This window comes from Larkinella sp. VNQ87, assembly GCF_049445795.1.
GTDB lineage: Bacteria > Bacteroidota > Bacteroidia > Cytophagales > Spirosomataceae > Larkinella.
The window spans coordinates 229,982-246,991 of record NZ_JBMSDT010000012.1; the positions used below are offsets into that span (position 1 = coordinate 229,982).

Consider the following 17,010-nt stretch of genomic DNA (forward strand, 5'->3'; position numbering starts at 1 on the left):
TCCTGAACCCATGAAAAACCGAATCTGGATTGCCAGTATGCTGGCCGCGTCCGCGCTGGTGGTGACCTGCCAGGTTTCCCGCCAAACGTCCACCTCGCAAACCGCCAGCACGGAGAGCATTCCCCGCAGTTCGAACGAAACCGCCGTTCCCGCGTTCACGGAAAATCCGTCGCCGGCCCACCTGACGCCCGAACAAAGTCTGAAATCGTTTCGCCTACCGAAAGGCTACCACCTCGAACTGGTCGCCAGCGAACCGATGATTCACGAACCGGTCGCCATCGCCTGGGACGGCAACGCCCGCATGTACGTCGCCGAAATGGACACCTACATGCAGGACGTGGACGCCACCAACGAACACGCACCCATCAGCCGGGTCAAACTGCTGGAAGACACCAACGGCGACGGCAAGATGGACAAAAGCACGGTGTTTATCGACAAACTGCTGCTGCCCCGGATGTTGCTGTGCGTCGGCCACGAACTGCTCGTCAACGAAACCGATACCTACGACATTTTTAGTTACAAGGACACCAACGGCGACGGCGTGGCCGACGAGAAAAAACCGGTGTTTGTGTTGGGCAAAAAAGCGCCCGGCAACCTCGAACACCAGCGCAGCGGCCTGGACTGGAACCTCGACAACTGGATTTACGTCACCGTCGATCCGATCCGGTTTCGCTACACGAACGGTGTCCTGAAAGCCGATTCGATTCCGAGCGGTTCGGGCGGGCAGTGGGGCCTCACGCACGACAATTACGGACGGCTTTTCTTTTCGTCGGCGGGGGGCGAAGTTCCGGCGCTGGGGTTCCAGATCAACCCGATTTACGGCCGCATGGAACTGCCCGACCAGTATTCGCAGGAATTCAACGCGGTGTGGCCGATCATCAAAACCCCGGATATTCAGGGCGGTGTGCAGCGCATCCGGCCCGCCGACACCACGCTCAACCACTTCACGGCCAGTTGTGGTCAGGTAGTTTTTCGCGGGGACCGGTTGCCCGCCGATTTGAGCGGTGATTTGCTAATCTCTGAACCCGTCGGACGGTTGATTCGCCGGGCTAAAGTCATCAACAAAGCGGGCAAAACGACGCTGGAAAACGCGTACCAGAAAGAAGAATTCATTGCCTCGACGGACATGAATTTCCGGGTGGTCAACATGTACACCGGCCCGGACGGCTGTCTGTATTTGGTGGACATGAACCGGGGCATCATTCAGGAAGGCAACTGGACGAAGCCCGACAGCTACCTCCGCCCGCAGATTACACGGTTGGGGCTGGATAAAAACATTCAGCACGGCCGGATATACCGGCTGGTCCACGACGACCTGAAACCGGGGCCGATGCCCAAACTGCTCGACGAACCGGGCAGCAAGTTGGTAACGTACCTGAGCCATCCGAACGGCTGGTGGCGCGATAACGCCCAGAAAGAGTTGATTGTGCGCAATGATCAATCCGTGGTTCCGGCCCTGAAAGCCCTGGCCGCCGATCCGAAGAACACCGCCCTGGGCCGCATTCACGCGCTCTGGACGCTTGAAGGCCTGAACGCGCTGGACAAAACCGTTATTCTGAACGCTTTGACGGATTCCGATGAGCAGGTTCGGCGGACGGCCGTTCGGCTAACGGAACCGTACCTGAAGCAAAACGACGGCCAACTCCTTGCCCGACTGGGGGAACTGAAAACCGATCCGAGCGCCGATGTCCGGACGCAGTTGATTCTGTCGCTGTCGTACAGCGCTGCGCCCCAGGCCAAAACGCTGGCCCAGGAAACCATCGCGGCTGCTCCTACCATCGACATGCTGGCGCGAGCCCAACGCAGTCTCGACAAAAATGAGGACGTGAAAAAATTCGGGCGGAAACTGGGTAGCCTGGACGAACTGGATCGGAAACTGGTACTCAACGGATCGAACATTTACAAATCGCTCTGCACGACCTGCCACGGCCCGGAAGGCAAGGGACTGGACAGCAAAGTAGCCCCCCCGCTGGTCAATTCGCAACGACTTCGGGGCCGAAACCGGGAAGTGCCCATCCGGATTCTGCTGCACGGGTTGTCCGGTCCGATCGACGGCCATACGTACCCGGACATGATGCCGCCGATGGGCGCCAACGACGACGAGTGGATTGCGTCCGTGCTGAGCTACATCCGGTACGAATTTGCGCCCTCCAACAGCCCCGCCATCCGGCCCGCCGAAGTAAAAGCCGTGCGCGACAAAACCGCCGGTCGGGACAAAACCTGGACGCTGGACGAACTGATCAAACCGGGTGCCAATGGACGGTAAACAGTTTTTCCTGTGAGCCCTGGCGTGCCTAACCTGACAACCTCAACTCACTAAACAGCACTTTTTACGGACAACCTTTCCCCTTCATGGGTTGGGTGCTTATTGACCAAATTTTACCAAAACGACCGTATGAAAAACCGTTCGCTCTTATTCCTCCCCTTCTTTATCCTACTGACACTGAGCCTGAAAAGCCGGGCGCAATCGGTCGCCGAAGTCAACTACGACGAAAAAGGCTGTTTGTACACCAGCTACAAAGGCTTGGTCATGGCGGGCTACCAGGGCTGGTTTGCGGCCCAGGGCGACGCGTCCGAGCGGGGCTGGCATCACTACCAGAAGCGCGGCAAGTTCGAGCCCGGCTTCGCATCCATCGACTTTTGGCCCGACGTGAAAGAATACAAGTCCACCTACAAAACCGCCTTTCAGTACGCCAACGGCGACGCGGCTTACGTCTACAGCCCGTACGACGAATCCACCGTCGATCTGCATTTCAAGTGGATGAAAGACTACGGCATCGACGGCGTGTTCATGCAGCGGTTTCTGTCCGAAATCAAGTCGGAGAAGGGTAAACGGCATTTCAACAAGGTGCTGGAAAATGCGCTGAAAGCGTCCAGAAAATACGGGCGGGCCGTCAGCATCATGTATGACCTGAGCGGTTCCAACTCCGCTGACATGGAGTTGCTGGTGAAAGACTGGGAGGAATTGCAGCAGCTTTTTTCGCTCTTCGACAACAAAAAGCACCCGGGCTACCTGCGGCACAACGGCAAACCGCTGCTGGCGATCTGGGGTGTCGGGTTCAACGACGGGCGGAAATACACCGTCGCCGACATTCAGACGCTGGTCGAAAAGGTGAAAGGTCCGACGAAAAAAACATCCATTCTACTGGGCGTACCCTATTACTGGCGGACGATGACGAAGGATACCGAACCGTCCGAACAGCTTCACCCCCTCATCAAAAGCGCCGACGTGATCATGCCCTGGGCCGTGGGACGCTACAACCCGAACACCTACGCAACGGTTTCGGGCAACACGCTGGCGGGCGATGTGGCGTGGTGTAAAACCAACAACATTACCTACGTCCCGCTGGTATTTCCCGGTTTTAGCTGGGGGAATTTGAAGAACGCCCCGACCGTCTACAACCAGATTCCACGGCTGAAAGGTGACTTTTTGTGGCAGCAGGTAGCCGGGGCCAAACAGGCCGGAGCCGAAAGCCTCTACGTGGCGATGTTCGACGAAGTGGACGAAGGCACGGCCATTTTTAAGACAAAAAAAGAAGGCGAGTTACCGCTTAACGGCGACGGTAAATTTGTTGGCATCGAAGCCGATCTGGACTCGGATTATTACCTCTGGCTCACCGGTCAGGCAGCCCGCTGGTTTCACGGCAAGAAAGGATACGGACCCCAAAAACCGGCCCGCTAAGTGCGTCTTTGCAACATTCACCGAAGCCTGAATTGACCATGAACGGATTTTTTGCCTACGGGATACCCCCTCAAAAACAGCCGGGCAATGCACCAAAAACGAAAGCGCTGCTGGCGGTACCTATGGCCGTTTTCCTGGCGGTACTGGTGTTCCAGGGTTGTTCGCGTCCGCGAAAAAAGCCGGATTCGGTAAGCGGACCGGTTTCCCAAACGGGCGATTCCCGGAACTGGCCCGAATACGGGGGTCGCCCGGATCAGTCGAAATTCGTCGAACTGACGCAGATCACGAAGGAAAACGTGAGTCAGTTGCAGGTCGCCTGGCATTACCCGACGGCGGACAAGGTCGAGTACCTGTTCAACCCGATCATCGTCGATAACATGATGTACGTACTGGCGAAAAACAACTCGCTGGTGGCCCTCGACGCGGCTACGGGTCAGGAACGCTGGATTCACGCCAACCTGAACGGCATCACCTGGCGGGGCATCAATTACTGGGAGAGCAAGGATCGGAAAGACCGTCGGCTGCTTTTTTGCCTGAACAACACGCTCCAGGCCATCGACGCCCAAACCGGGAAGTCGATTCTGACCTTTGGCAATAACGGCTCGGTGTCGTTGCGGGAAGGGCTGGACCGCGACCCGGCGACGCTTGGGCGCGTTCAGTCCACCACGCCGGGGCGGATTTTCGAAAACCTGATTCTGCTCGGTTCGTCGCCCGGCGAAAACCTGTTTTCGGCCCCCGGCCACCTGCGGGCGTTCGATGTCATTACCGGGAAACAGGTCTGGATTTTTCACACGATCCCGCACCCGGGCGAGTTTGGCTACGACACCTGGCCGAAAGAAGCTTATAAATACGTCGGAGGTGCCAATACCTGGGGCGAAATCTCGCTCGACGAAAAGCGCGGGATTGCCTACTTCCCGGTCGGTTCGCCGACCTACGATTACTACGGGGCCGACCGAGCAGGCACCAACCTCTTTGGCAACTGCCTGCTGGCCCTCGACGCCCGAACCGGCAAACGGCTCTGGCATTTTCAAACCGTCCACCACGACCTCTGGGATTACGACCTGACGGCGGCTCCGCAACTGATTACGGTGAAACACAACGGCAAACCCATCGACGCCGTGGCCATTGCGACGAAACAGGGCTTTCTGTTTGCCTTCAACCGCGTGACGGGCGAACCGCTCTGGCCCATCGAAGAACGTCCCGTTCCGGCCAGCGACATGCCGGAAGAAAAATCCTGGCCCACGCAACCGTTCCCGACGGTCTTGCCGCCCTTCAACCGGCAGAACGTCACGGCCAACGACCTGAACCCGTACATGACGGCGGAGGAACAGGCCAGTTGGAAAAAACGGATTGCCGAAGCCAAAACCGGGTTGTTTACCCCGCTGTCCGACCAGCACGAAACCATTGCCATGCCGGGCGCGGTGGGCGGGGCCAATTTCGGCAATACGGCGGCCAATCCGTCAAAAGGGCTGGTATACGTAGCCGCTCAAGAATACCCGTCGGTGTACCGGCTGTCGAAAACCGAGTTAGGACAAGCTCCGCTCTCGGCGGACCAGGTGACGCGGGCCAAAACGACGTATTCGACCTACTGCCAGTCGTGCCACGGGGCCGACCGGGCCGGTATTGTTGGGCCATCACTGGTGGACATTGGCACGCGGGTCAACTTCGACGGTTTCAAAACCGTGGTGGCGGTGGGCAAAGGCCAAATGCCCGGTTTTCAGCACATCGACGAGCAAACGCTGAGTGCCTTGTACCGGTTTCTGGGCGGCACCGTCGAGTCGGCCAACCGTCGCCCGCAGGGTGGGCCGGGCGGTACAACGACGATGCCGACCGGGCCAGTGGTGGCCTCGGGCGGAGCACCGGGTGTCGCGTCAGGGATGGCGGCCATGCGTTCGGTCAACGCGTTGCGGGCGTATCCGGAGGGAATTCCCAGTCCGGCGAATAAGTACACGACGGGCTACGGGCTGGAATATTCCAACTTGCTGAGTCCGCCCTGGTCGTTCATTGTTGCGTATGATTTGAATACCGGCACGATCCAATGGAAAAAGATCATCGGGCAGGACATTCGGGTGCTGAAACAGGGCGGGAAAGACACCGGAACGCCGATCGGTTCGCAGCGGAAAGGCATGATCGTCACCGCGAACGGCTTGTTGTTTGCCACGTCCAAAGGCGGGAAAATCTACGCCTTCGACGCCGACAACGGCACTACGCTCTGGACGGCGGAACTGCCGAAAGAAACCCAGGGGCTGCTGTCGATGTACGAAGCCAAAGGCCGTCAATACCTCGTCGTCAGCTCCACCGCCAACCTGACCGTGGAGAGCGTCGAAAAAGGCGACAACACCGTCCGCGCCAACGGCTTACCGCCGGGGTATGTGGTGTTTGCGTTGCCGGAAAAAAAGTAGAGAATTGGTTTACGGTTTTCAGCGTACCCACGGACTTTAGTCCGTGTTTTTATTCACTCAATGAGTTATTAAAATCTCACGGACTAAAGTCCGTGGGTACGCTGAAAACCGTAAACTATAAACCATACACTTTCTATGAACAGAAGAAATTTCGTGCGGCAATCCTCCGGGCTGGTGCTGTCGGTTTGGGTGTCGTCGGCGTTCAAACCGGTTTTCAAAGACAAAATGGACCGGATTGCGCTCGGGACGGTCTTGTTCCGCTACCGGTTTAAACAGACCAAACCGAAGGAAATTCCCACGATCACCAACGAACTCAAGTTGGAAGACGTCCCAGCGTATTACAAAAAACGGTTCGGCATCCGGAACCTTGAATTCTGGAGCAACCACGTCGAATCGCTCGAAAAACCGTACCTCAGTCAGTTGAAAGCGGCCATCAAAGCCAGCGGGTCGAAGCTGGTGAACGTGCAGGTGGACAGTTCGTACGACCTGGCCGCGCCCGACGAAACCGAGCGGCAACGGAGCCTGACGCACGTCAGGGAATGGATCGACGCGGTAGCGTTTCTGGGCTCCGAATGCGTGCGGATCAATCCCGGACGGGCCAACGGCTCGATTGAAAAAAGCATCGAGTCGATGAAGGACGTGAACCAGTACGCCAAAAGCAAAAAGCTGATTCTGCTGACGGAAAACCACTTCGGCATCGAAATGAACCCCGATTTGCACCTGCGAATTGTGCAGGAAGCCGGTCTGGATGGGCCCGGCCCCAAAAATATTTACACGCTGCCTGATTTCGGCAATTATTCGCAGGCTGTCCGGTACGATGCGCTGGAAAAAATCATGCCGTACGCGTACCTCATTTCGGCGAAGGCCGACGGTTTCAACGAAAATCTGGAACACATTTCCTACGATTTTGATCGGTGTGTACAAATCGCCGAAAAACACGGCTTTAAGGGCATTTATTCGCTCGAACAGTGGAGCGGTAAATACCAGGATCTCGATTACGAAAAAGTAACCGACTGGCTGATTCAGCACGTTACGCGGAACATCTAGACCTTTCCAAAACCCTTTCCCTAACCTCATGAAAGCGTTTTTGCCCCTGCTTTTTATCTTCATTACGCTTCGCTCTTTCGGCCAATCGCCGGCTCCGGCCAAACCAGGTACGGGCTGGACGTTTCGACCGGAAGCCACCTTCAAAGGCTCGAGCCTGGCCGGTTTCCAGCCCATCGGCGGGGCCGACTGGCGGGCGCAGAACGGCGAAATCATTGCCACGTTAAAATCGGGAAACGGCTGGCTGCTGCTCGATCGAGGCTACCAGGACGTTGGGTTTCACGCGGCTTTTCAGTGCACCGGCGGCAGCGAAACCGGGGTGTTGTTTCGCGTCGAGAAAACCGCCGGCGGGCTGAAAGGCGTCCTGGTTTCGATCACCGACAAAGAGGTGGGTTCGTACCGCGTAACGCTCGACGCGCAGGGCAAGGAACTGACGCGGGAAAAACTCCGGTCGGCGGGCAGCATCGTCCGGCTGGCGCCACCCCCGAATCCGAATGCCCCTGCGGGCGGTGGGGGCAACAATGCCAACCGCCGTCCGTCGTACTTTGGGCTCAAATTGCCCATTTCACGCGTCGAGAGCACTTACCGCCCGGACGACTGGAACCAGGTGGAGATTTTTCTGGACAACAACATCATCCGGACCTTCCTGAACGACAGCGGGGAAATGGCGGGCGGTGCCGCCGACGAAGACGCCGGTCGGTACGGTTCGATTGCCCTGTACGCGGGTGGAACCGGCGAGGTGCGGTTTCGGGATCTGGGGTATAAAGATGCGTCGCTGCGCGTCACACCCGAGGAAAAAACGTCGGCCCTGTTTCGGGTGCAGCGCATCAACGACATGTACTATTCCTGGGGTGCCGGGGCCGGTGACTTCAATAACGATGGCAACCCGGACATTGTGGCCGGGCCTTACATTTACTACGGACCGGATTTTACGAAATCGCGGGAGATTTTTCCGGCCATTCCATTCAATCCGTCGAAGGAGTTTACGGACGTCAATTGCCAGTATACCTACGATTTCAACGGCGACGGCTGGCTCGACATTCTGACCGGGCCACCCCGCGCGACGGTTTACCTCAACCCGAAAGGCGAATCGCGTCGCTGGGACAAATTCGAGGTGGTAGTGCCCGTACAAACCGAAATAACCTTGTTCAAAGACATCGACGGCGACGGCAAACCGGAACTGATTTACGGGGCGGAGGGCGAACTCCGGTACGCCAAACCAGACCCGGCGGACCCGACGAAAAAGTGGATTGTGCATCCGGTTTCGGAAAAAGGCTACTCGCTGGCCCACGGCATCGGCGTCGGCGACATCAACGGCGACGGCAAACTGGACATCGTCAACCCGAACGGCTGGTGGGAACAACCCGCGACCACGACCGGCGGACTCTGGGCGTACCATTCGGAAGCATTGGCTCGTTACGGTCATCGTGGAGGTGGCGTTGGCGGCAGCACGATGGCGGTTTACGACGTGAACGGTGACAAGTTGAACGACGTGGTGACTGGCCTGAACGCCCACGGTTTTGGCCTGGGTTGGTACGAACAAAAACGCGATGCTGACGGAAAAATCTCGTTTGCCGAACACATCATCAGCGACGATTTTTCGACCAAAAACGCCGGAGACGTTACGTTTTCGCAACCCCACGGTTCGACGCAGGCCGATGTGGACGGTGATGGGATTCCGGATTTTGTGGTCGGTAAACGGTACTGGTCGCACCTCGACAATTACTTCGATCCGGACCCGTACGGGGCACCGGTGTTGTACTGGTACCGGACGGTGCGCAATCCGAAGGCTCCCGGTGGGGCTGAGTTTGTCCCAGAACTGGTGCACAACCGCTCGGGGGCTGGTTCCGACGTGCTGGCGGCCGATCTCAACAAAGACGGCGCGATCGACCTTGTGACGTCGACCGATCGCGGCACATTTATTTTCTGGAATCAGGTCCCGCCCACCCGAACGAAAAAATAACCCATCACCCATCCCACTCAGGCTGGTTTCCAGGCACCCTAATTGGATTCCTGCAATTAATTTAAAAAAAAGTACTACCGACCCTTGATTTTCTCATCAAGGCGCTTCTATCTTTGTCTAACCTAACTTAGTGCGTTAAGTCAACAAAGTAACAACCTAAGATTTCGGAATATCGTCCGGTTTACGTCGCTTTGCTCACCCCTTATCACCTACTTCATGCAACGGAACATCCGCTGGCTGATCGTCGTCCTGCTTTTCGTGGCAACCGGTCTGAGTTTTCTGGATCGGCAGGTGCTTTCGATCGCCATCATCAAAATTCAGGAGGAATTCGGCATCACCGATGTGCAATACGGCATGGTCAACACCAGCTTTCTGATCAGCTACGCCCTGATGTTTACGCTCGGCGGCTGGCTGATCGACCGCGTAGGTGGTAAAATCGGGCTCGCGCTATCGGTGGGGCTGTGGTCGGTGGCCAACAGCCTGCACGCGGTGATGACCAGTTTTGCGCAGTTGCTGACGTTCCGGTTTTTGCTCGGCATGGGCGAAGGCGGTTGTTTTCCGGGGGCCGCCTGGACGGTTTACCGCTGGTTCGACAAAAAGGAACGGGCCCTGGCCAACGGCATCGCCATCGGCGGTTCGGCCATTGGTGCGGTGGTCGCTCCTCCCCTGACCATCTGGTTGTCGGCCCACTACGGCTGGCGGGGCGGTTTTCTGATTCCCGGTCTGATCGGCATTGCCTGGGTCGTGATCTGGGTGTTGATTCCGTGGAAAAAAAGCGCACTGACTGAAGTACCGGCTCCGGTACAACGGGAAAAAGTATCGTTTCTGGACTTGTTCCGGAAACAACCCACCTGGGTGTTTATCCTGGTGCGCTTCCTGCTCGACCCGGTTTTTTATTTCATGATGTTCTGGATTCCGAAATACCTGAGTTCGGTCCGAAACGTCTCATTTGAGCAAATTGGTAGCCTTTTCTGGATTCCTTTTCTGGCGTTGGGCATTTCCAACATCATTGGCGGCTGGTTTTCGGGGCGATTGATTGAACGCGGTTTTTCCGTCAACAAAGCCCGGAAAACCGTCATGGGCATTGCGGCCGCGTTAACCCTTTCAACCCCCTTGATCGAATGGGTTTCTTCGGTATCCGTGGCGATTTCGCTGATGGCGGTGTTCATGTTTGCGCACGGATTCTGGATCACGAATTACATCACGGCCATTTCGGATATGTTCGGTCAGAAAGCCACTTCAACGGTGGTGGGGCTGTCCGGCACGGCGGGGGCGGTTTCGGGGCTGCTGCTCAATCCGCTCATGGGTGTCGTCATTCAGCAGTATTCCTACCGGCCCTTGTGGATTGCCTCCGGTTTGCTGTATCCGGTGGCCTTTGGTCTGTTCATCTGGCTCATTCCCAAAATCAAACCGTTGTTTGAAGACGGGACGCCAACCCGAATTTCGGCAGAACCAATTGGTAATGGCAGCCCACGGTTAAAGCCGCGGGTTATTAAAAAGTAATTTGTATCAACGACTATTCTATCACGGTTCAAGCCGTGAGTAGGAATCAATTGGCTCATTTATCTTAGTGCGTTAACTAATCAAAAAAGAGACATAAATTGACCATCATGACCAACAACCTACTGAATGAAGTGGCTTCGGCAAACGGGGCGGTATACAGCAAACGAAAAAAGACCCGGCCCCGCATCGGCGTCTTCGGCGTGGGCTATTTTAAATACTGGGGACAGTTCGACGGCTTACTCGACGATATGATGCGGAAACAGGCGGTTTTCATCGGGAAGCTCGAAGCGCTCGATTCCGTTGAAATCGTTGATTTTGGGCTGGTGGATGACGCTACGAAAGCCTACGAGATGGTGCCGAAGCTCAACGCAGCCAACCTCGATCTGATTTTCTGCGACATGCTGACGTACGCGACGTCGAGCACCTTTGGCGTGATTATCAAAAGCATCGACGTGCCGATTGTCCTCGTTGCGCTTCAGCCCGACCAGGCGATGGATTACAGCCGGGCTTCCACGTACCTGCAACTCTACAACGACGACATTTGCTCCCTGCCCGAGTTTGCCGGTGTAGCCGTCCGGATGGGTAAAAAAGTGCCCGAGATGATCATTGGAACGCTGCACGACGACCCGGCTGCCGACGCCGAAATTGAAGAATACTGCCGGATTGCCGCCGTGTTGCACGACCTGAAAACCTCCCGCATCGGACACATTGGCCACCCCATCGAAGCCATGCTCGACATGCATTCCGACTCGACGATGCTGACCGCCCACTTCGGCCCGCACATTGTGCAGTGCGAAGCGCACGAGATTGTGTCCCAGTACCACCAGGCCACGGATGAAGAAATCGACGCGGTGAAAGAGCGGATTCTGGCCTATTTCGACACGCCCGACCCGGTTTCCGATCCGATCTCCGAAAAACTGCGGGATTCGGACCTGCATATTGCCGCCCAAGCGGCTGTGGCCCTGGAAAAATTTATTCAGGTAAAAAAATTAGACGGCCTGGCCTATTACTACGACGGCCCGGACGAGAGCGACACGCGCGTGGTGATGTCGAACCTGATTGTCGGCAACTCGCTGCTCCAGGGTGCCGGTTTTCCGATGTGCGGTGAATCGGACCTGAAAACCTGCATCGCCATGCTGATCATGGAGCGGCTGGGCATCGGCGGTAGTTTTGCCGAATTCCACCCGGTCGATTTCAGGGAAGATTTTGTGCTGGTGGGCCACGACGGACCGCACAACATTGCCATCGCCGACGGGCAACCCGTATTGCGCAGTCTGAAAAAATACCACGGCAAACCCGGTTTTGGCGCGGGCGTCGAATTCAAGATCAAACAGGGACCGATTACGATGCTGAGTATTAACTCCACCTTCGAGGGAAAAATGAAATTCATTATTGCCGAAGGGGAATCGCTGGCCGGACCGATTCCGCCGACGGGCAACACCAACACGCGCGGTTTTTTCAAACCGGACGTCCGGACGTTCCTGAAACGCTGGATCAAGGAGGGGCCGACGCACCATTTTGCGCTGGGCGTCGGTCACCACGCCGAAACGATCCGAAAAATTGCCGATTACCTCAAAGTCGAATCCGTCATTATCAAGTAGTTAATTGGTTTTTAGTTCATTGTTTATAGTTAAAATTAACTAACTGATTGTCAATAGTTTAAACTAAAAACTATAAACCTTAAACAAATTTCAACCAACCCCTTCTAAATCCCTTTCCTATGAAGTGTTATCTCTTCCACCGCCTGCGGTTGCTGGTGATTGCCACTCTATTGAGTATTCTCACACTCCCGGCTTTCGCCCAAACGACCAGTAAAACCACGATTAGCGGCAAAGTGACCGCCGAAGAAGACGGCCAGCCCCTGGTGGGCGCCACCGTCACCGAAAAAGGAACCACCAACGGAACGACTTCCGACGCGGAGGGCGCGTTCCGGCTGGCGGTTTCGCCGAATGCCACCGTCGTCGTCAGCTTTATCGGCTACGCTCCGCAGGAACTAGCCATCGGAAACCGCTCGACCCTCAATATTGCGCTGAAAACCGATCAGCTGACCTTACAGGATGTCGTGGTAGTCGGTTACGGGACCCAGCGGAAAAAAGACCTGACGGGTTCGATCGTCAACCTGTCCAGCAAAGACCTGGTGCCGGTGCCCTCGGCCACGAGCGTCGATCAGATGATGCAGGGCAAGGTCGCGGGCGTGCAGATTACGCAGACTTCGGGCGCGCCGGGCGGTAATGTCAACGTCGTCATTCGCGGCATCAGTTCCATTACGGGCGGTAACTCCCCGCTGTACGTTGTCGACGGCTACGCCATCGGTACGGGCGGGGGCGGTTCGGACCTGAGTTCGTTTTCGTCCAGTTCGTACTCCGCCAGCAACATCGCCAGCAGCAGCAGCACCAACCGGATCAACCCGCTCAGCACGATTAACCCATCCGACATCGAATCCATTCAGGTGTTGAAAGATGCCTCAGCGACAGCGATTTACGGCTCACGCGGGGCCAACGGGGTGGTGATCATTACGACCAAACGCGGCAAACAAGGCAAACCGACCATCAGCTTCGAGCATTCGACCGGTATTCAGCAACTAGCCAAGAAACTGGAACTGCTGACACCCCGCGAATACGCCGAATTTGTGGCCGAAGGCCGCGACAACGCCTGGGTGTTTGCGGGCGGCAAAGCCAGTGACCCCAACAACGTTCGCAGCACGGCCACGCAGGTGAAACCCGGTTTTCGGAATCCGGAGCAGTTTGCCAATTCCGGTTACGGCACCGACTGGCAGGACGTTATTTTCCGAACCGGCATGGTCCAGAATTATCAGTTGTCGGCCAGTGGCACCAGTCGGGATGTGGGCTACTATGTTTCCGGCGGTTTTTACGACCAGAAAGGCATCATCATTGGTTCGGATTTCAAGAAATTCACCCTCCGCACCAACATCGACGCCCAACTGAGTCCGCGACTGAAACTGGGGGCTTCGTTTTCCGGGGCGCATTCGTACGGAGATTTCGCGCGGGCCGAAGGTCACCTGCAATTCCGGGGCCTGATTTCGGCGGCCCTTGCCAGCGACCCCACTATCCCAATCTACGACGCCAACGGCAATTACTACTCGGAATTCTCCGATCCGACCGGAATACCCGTCGAACACCCGTTGATCATTGCCGACGAGTTTACGGACAAACGCAACAACACCAACGTGTTCACCAACAATTACTTGCAATACGAAATCGCTAATGGCCTGGTGTTTAAAACCTCGATTGGGGTCAATTATTCCAACAACATTACGCGTTTGTGGAAATCCTCAAAAGTCGGTTTGGCCACCAGCCGCACGGGAGCCGCGACGGCCGGAGTCACCGAAGTCAAAAGCCTGAACTGGCTGAACGAGAACACGTTGAATTACCGCCATCGCTACGGCGACAAACACGAACTCGACGCCCTGGTTGGGTACACCATCCAGAAAAATACCGACGAAGTGTTACAGGCCGGTGCCTCCGACTTCCCGACGGATTACGTGCCGTACCTAGCTGCCGGGGCCGTCACCTCCGGGACCAACTACAAAAGTGAATGGGCGATGCTCTCGTGGCTGGCGCGGGTCAATTACACGCTAGCCGGCAAATACCTCTTTACGGCGACGATCCGGCAGGATGGCAGTTCGCGGTTTGGCCGCGAAAACCGCTGGGGTACCTTCCCCTCGTTTTCGGCCGCCTACCGCCTGTCCGACGAGTCGTTCATGAAACCGTTTTCGTTCATCAGCGACCTGAAAATCCGGGCGAGTTACGGGATTTCGGGCAACAACCTGATTCCGAACTACGCCAGCCAGGGGTTGCTGAGCATTTCCCGCAACGTGTCGGGCGGCAACGTCATTTCGGGTGTTGTGCCGAGCAGTCTGGCCAACGACGTGCTGACCTGGGAACAATCGGTGCAAACCAACCTGGGGCTGGATCTGGGTTTGTTCAACAACCGGCTTTCGCTGGTCGTCGATGCGTACCGCAGCCACAAGAAAGATTTGCTGCTGAACGTGATTCTGCCAGCCGCATCCGGTTTCAGCAGTTCGCTCCAGAACATCGGCGAGGTCGAAAACAAAGGGCTGGAACTGACCATCAATTCGGAGAATATCCGCAAGGGCGGTTTTCAGTGGAACACGGATTTCAACATTAGCTGGAACCGCAATAAAGTGCTGGCGCTCAACTCCGAAACCGCCCGCATCCAAACCTCCGACTACCAGGTGGCGCAGGTCGGCTACCCGATTTCGAGCTTCCGGCTGCTGAACATTCAGGGCGTTTTCCGGACGCAGGAAGAAGTCAATGCCAGCCCGAAACAGCACCCGCGCGTGCAGCCCGGCGACTTCCGCTACGAGGATGCCGACGGCAACGGCACCATCACCCAGGCCGACCGTACCATTGTCGGAACGCCCTGGCCGGATTTTACCTGGGGATTCGGCAACCGGTTCTCGTACAAAGGATTCTCATTGAATATCAGCCTGAATGGGTCGCAGGGCAATGACATTTACTTTCAGGGCGGGGAAGTTTCCCTGAACGGCGCGGGGGTGCAGAATCAGTTGCGTGTGATGGCGGATCGCTGGCGGTCGGAGGCCAATCCGGGCGCGGGAGCGTATTCGCGGGCCATCCGCAACGACTACGCTTTCGGTTTCAGCGCCGGAACCACCAAGTACCTGTTCGACGGTTCGTACGTCCGCATCCGGAACGTCAACCTGGCCTACTCCTTTCCGCAGGTGCTGGTCAGCAAGCTGAAGTTGCAGGCGATTTCGGTGTACCTCGACGCGACGAACCTGTACACGTTTACGAAATACCCCGGTTACGATCCGGAAGGTACCACCACCGGCGACAACATCGCCCGGAGTGGCATCGACTTCTTTGCCTATCCGAACCCGCGCACCTACACCATCGGTTTACGAGCGACCTTCTAAACCCGCCTATCACCATGAAAAAGAAACTCTTTTTTCTCCTGATCCTGGCCACGACCGTCACTTCCTGCAAGGACTTTCTGGCCCTCAGCCCCGAATACCAGATCAGCGACCAGACGTTCTACAAAAACCAGAACGACTTTGAAACCGCCCTGGTCGGCGTCTACAGTACGTTTCGCGGCTTGTTCAGTTCCAGCACCGTTCTGTACATGACCGAGCTGGCGACCGACAACACCGAAATCCAGTGGTCGTCGCCCTCCACCAACGAGATGCAGATGGACCAGAATGCGGTCACTTCCACGAACGGTTTTATTCAGGGTGTCTGGAGTACCTGTTTGTACACAATTTCACGGAGCAACGCCATCATCAACCGGATCGACGGGGCCAATTTCGATCCCGCCACCAAAGACCGGATCAAGGGGGAAGCCAAATTTTTGCGGGCCTACAGCTATTTTTATTTGGTTCGGCTGTTTGGGAATGTCCCCCTCATCGATCAGGAGTTCAGCAGCCCGGCCCAGGTAGCAGCCGCTGACCTTTCTCTCAAACCGAGCGCGCAGGTCTATGAGGTGATCCTTAAGGATCTGACCGAAGCCGAAACCCTGTTGCCAGCCGCCCTCAATACCGACCGGACCAAAGCCTCCCGCTCGACGGTCAAAGCCGTGCTGGGGAAAGTGTATCTGACCCTGAAAAACTACGACCAGGCGGCTACCAAGCTGAAAGAGGTGATCGATGCCAAGCAATATTCGCTGGTCGCGGATTATAAAACGCTCTTCACCAACGGCAACAACAATTTATCCGAGTCGATTTTTGAAATCGAATACGTGTCCGGGCGGAGCATGGGTAACAACTATTCGTCGCTGTTCACCCCCGCGATTACGAGCATGGCGATCTTCCCGAACAACCTGCAAGGGTCCGGGCGAATTGTTCCGACCAAAGACCTGATCCGGGCCTACGAACCCGGCGACGCCCGCAAAGCCGTCTCCGTCAGCGATTCCGTGACCTTGATTGGGGGTAAAAAATCGTACAGCCCCTACGGCCTGAAGTTCGTGGATTTTAAAGCCATCGACCTCTCCGACGGCAGCGTGACCTTCACGGTTTTGCGGTATGCCGACGTACTCCTGATGTACGCGGAAGTATTGAATGAACAGGGTAAACCCGCCGACGCCCTGCCTTACCTCAATCAGGTGCGGAAACGGGCCAATTTGCCGGATTTGAGCGGCTTGAGTCAGGCGGCTTTGCGGCTCGCGATTGAAAAGGAACGGCGGGTCGAGTTTCTGTTCGAAGGCCAGCGCTGGTTCGATCTGGTGCGGACGGGCCGGGCGCAAGCCGTCCTGAACGCGCACTACGCCAGCCTGAATCTGTCGTTCAAAGTCGATGATTTCGAGCTCATTTTCCCAATCCCGCAGAACGAAGTCGACCTCAACCCGGCGATGGTCAAGCAAAATCCGGGGTATTAATAATTATTACACAGAGCTTATCAGAGAATATCAGAGGTTATCAG

The 17,010-nt window shown here is 56.4% G+C and carries 9 protein-coding genes; all 9 read left to right on the top strand.

Going from position 1 to position 17,010, the window contains the following annotated elements; translation table 11 throughout:
* The first annotated feature begins 10 nt into the window (after positions 1-10).
* The 9 genes from ACO2Q8_RS21365 (at position 11) to ACO2Q8_RS21405 (ending at position 16,966) form a co-directional block, all read left to right on the top strand.
* Positions 11-2,266 (top strand): DUF7133 domain-containing protein, encoded by a 2,256-nt coding sequence (locus tag ACO2Q8_RS21365; protein ID WP_423346892.1) that lies wholly within the window; start codon positions 11-13, stop codon positions 2,264-2,266.
* Positions 2,267-2,395: 129 nt separating this feature from the next.
* Entirely contained in the window at positions 2,396-3,682 is a 1,287-nt protein-coding gene (locus ACO2Q8_RS21370) for a glycoside hydrolase family 71/99-like protein (protein WP_423346893.1), read from the top strand.
* 38 nt (positions 3,683-3,720) lie between these two features.
* Positions 3,721-6,084, top strand: coding sequence for a PQQ-binding-like beta-propeller repeat protein (locus tag ACO2Q8_RS21375; protein WP_423346894.1), 2,364 nt, complete (start codon positions 3,721-3,723; stop codon positions 6,082-6,084).
* Between the two features lie 135 nt (positions 6,085-6,219).
* Positions 6,220-7,131, top strand: coding sequence for a sugar phosphate isomerase/epimerase family protein (locus ACO2Q8_RS21380; protein ID WP_423346895.1), 912 nt, complete (start codon positions 6,220-6,222; stop codon positions 7,129-7,131).
* Between the two features lie 28 nt (positions 7,132-7,159).
* Positions 7,160-9,091: an FG-GAP-like repeat-containing protein gene (locus tag ACO2Q8_RS21385; RefSeq protein ID WP_423346896.1), complete on the top strand. Its 1,932-nt coding sequence runs from the start codon at positions 7,160-7,162 to the stop codon at positions 9,089-9,091.
* A gap of 216 nt (positions 9,092-9,307) precedes the next feature.
* Positions 9,308-10,594, top strand: coding sequence for an MFS transporter (locus tag ACO2Q8_RS21390; protein WP_423346897.1), 1,287 nt, complete (start codon positions 9,308-9,310; stop codon positions 10,592-10,594).
* A gap of 107 nt (positions 10,595-10,701) precedes the next feature.
* On the top strand, positions 10,702-12,195 hold the full coding sequence (locus tag ACO2Q8_RS21395) for an arabinose isomerase (protein WP_423346898.1): 1,494 nt from the start codon (positions 10,702-10,704) through the stop codon (positions 12,193-12,195).
* A 119-nt stretch (positions 12,196-12,314) separates the two neighbouring features.
* Positions 12,315-15,512: a SusC/RagA family TonB-linked outer membrane protein gene (locus ACO2Q8_RS21400; protein WP_423346899.1), complete on the top strand. Its 3,198-nt coding sequence runs from the start codon at positions 12,315-12,317 to the stop codon at positions 15,510-15,512.
* Between the two features lie 14 nt (positions 15,513-15,526).
* On the top strand, positions 15,527-16,966 hold the full coding sequence (locus ACO2Q8_RS21405) for a RagB/SusD family nutrient uptake outer membrane protein (protein WP_423346900.1): 1,440 nt from the start codon (positions 15,527-15,529) through the stop codon (positions 16,964-16,966).
* Positions 16,967-17,010: the final 44 nt, after the last annotated feature.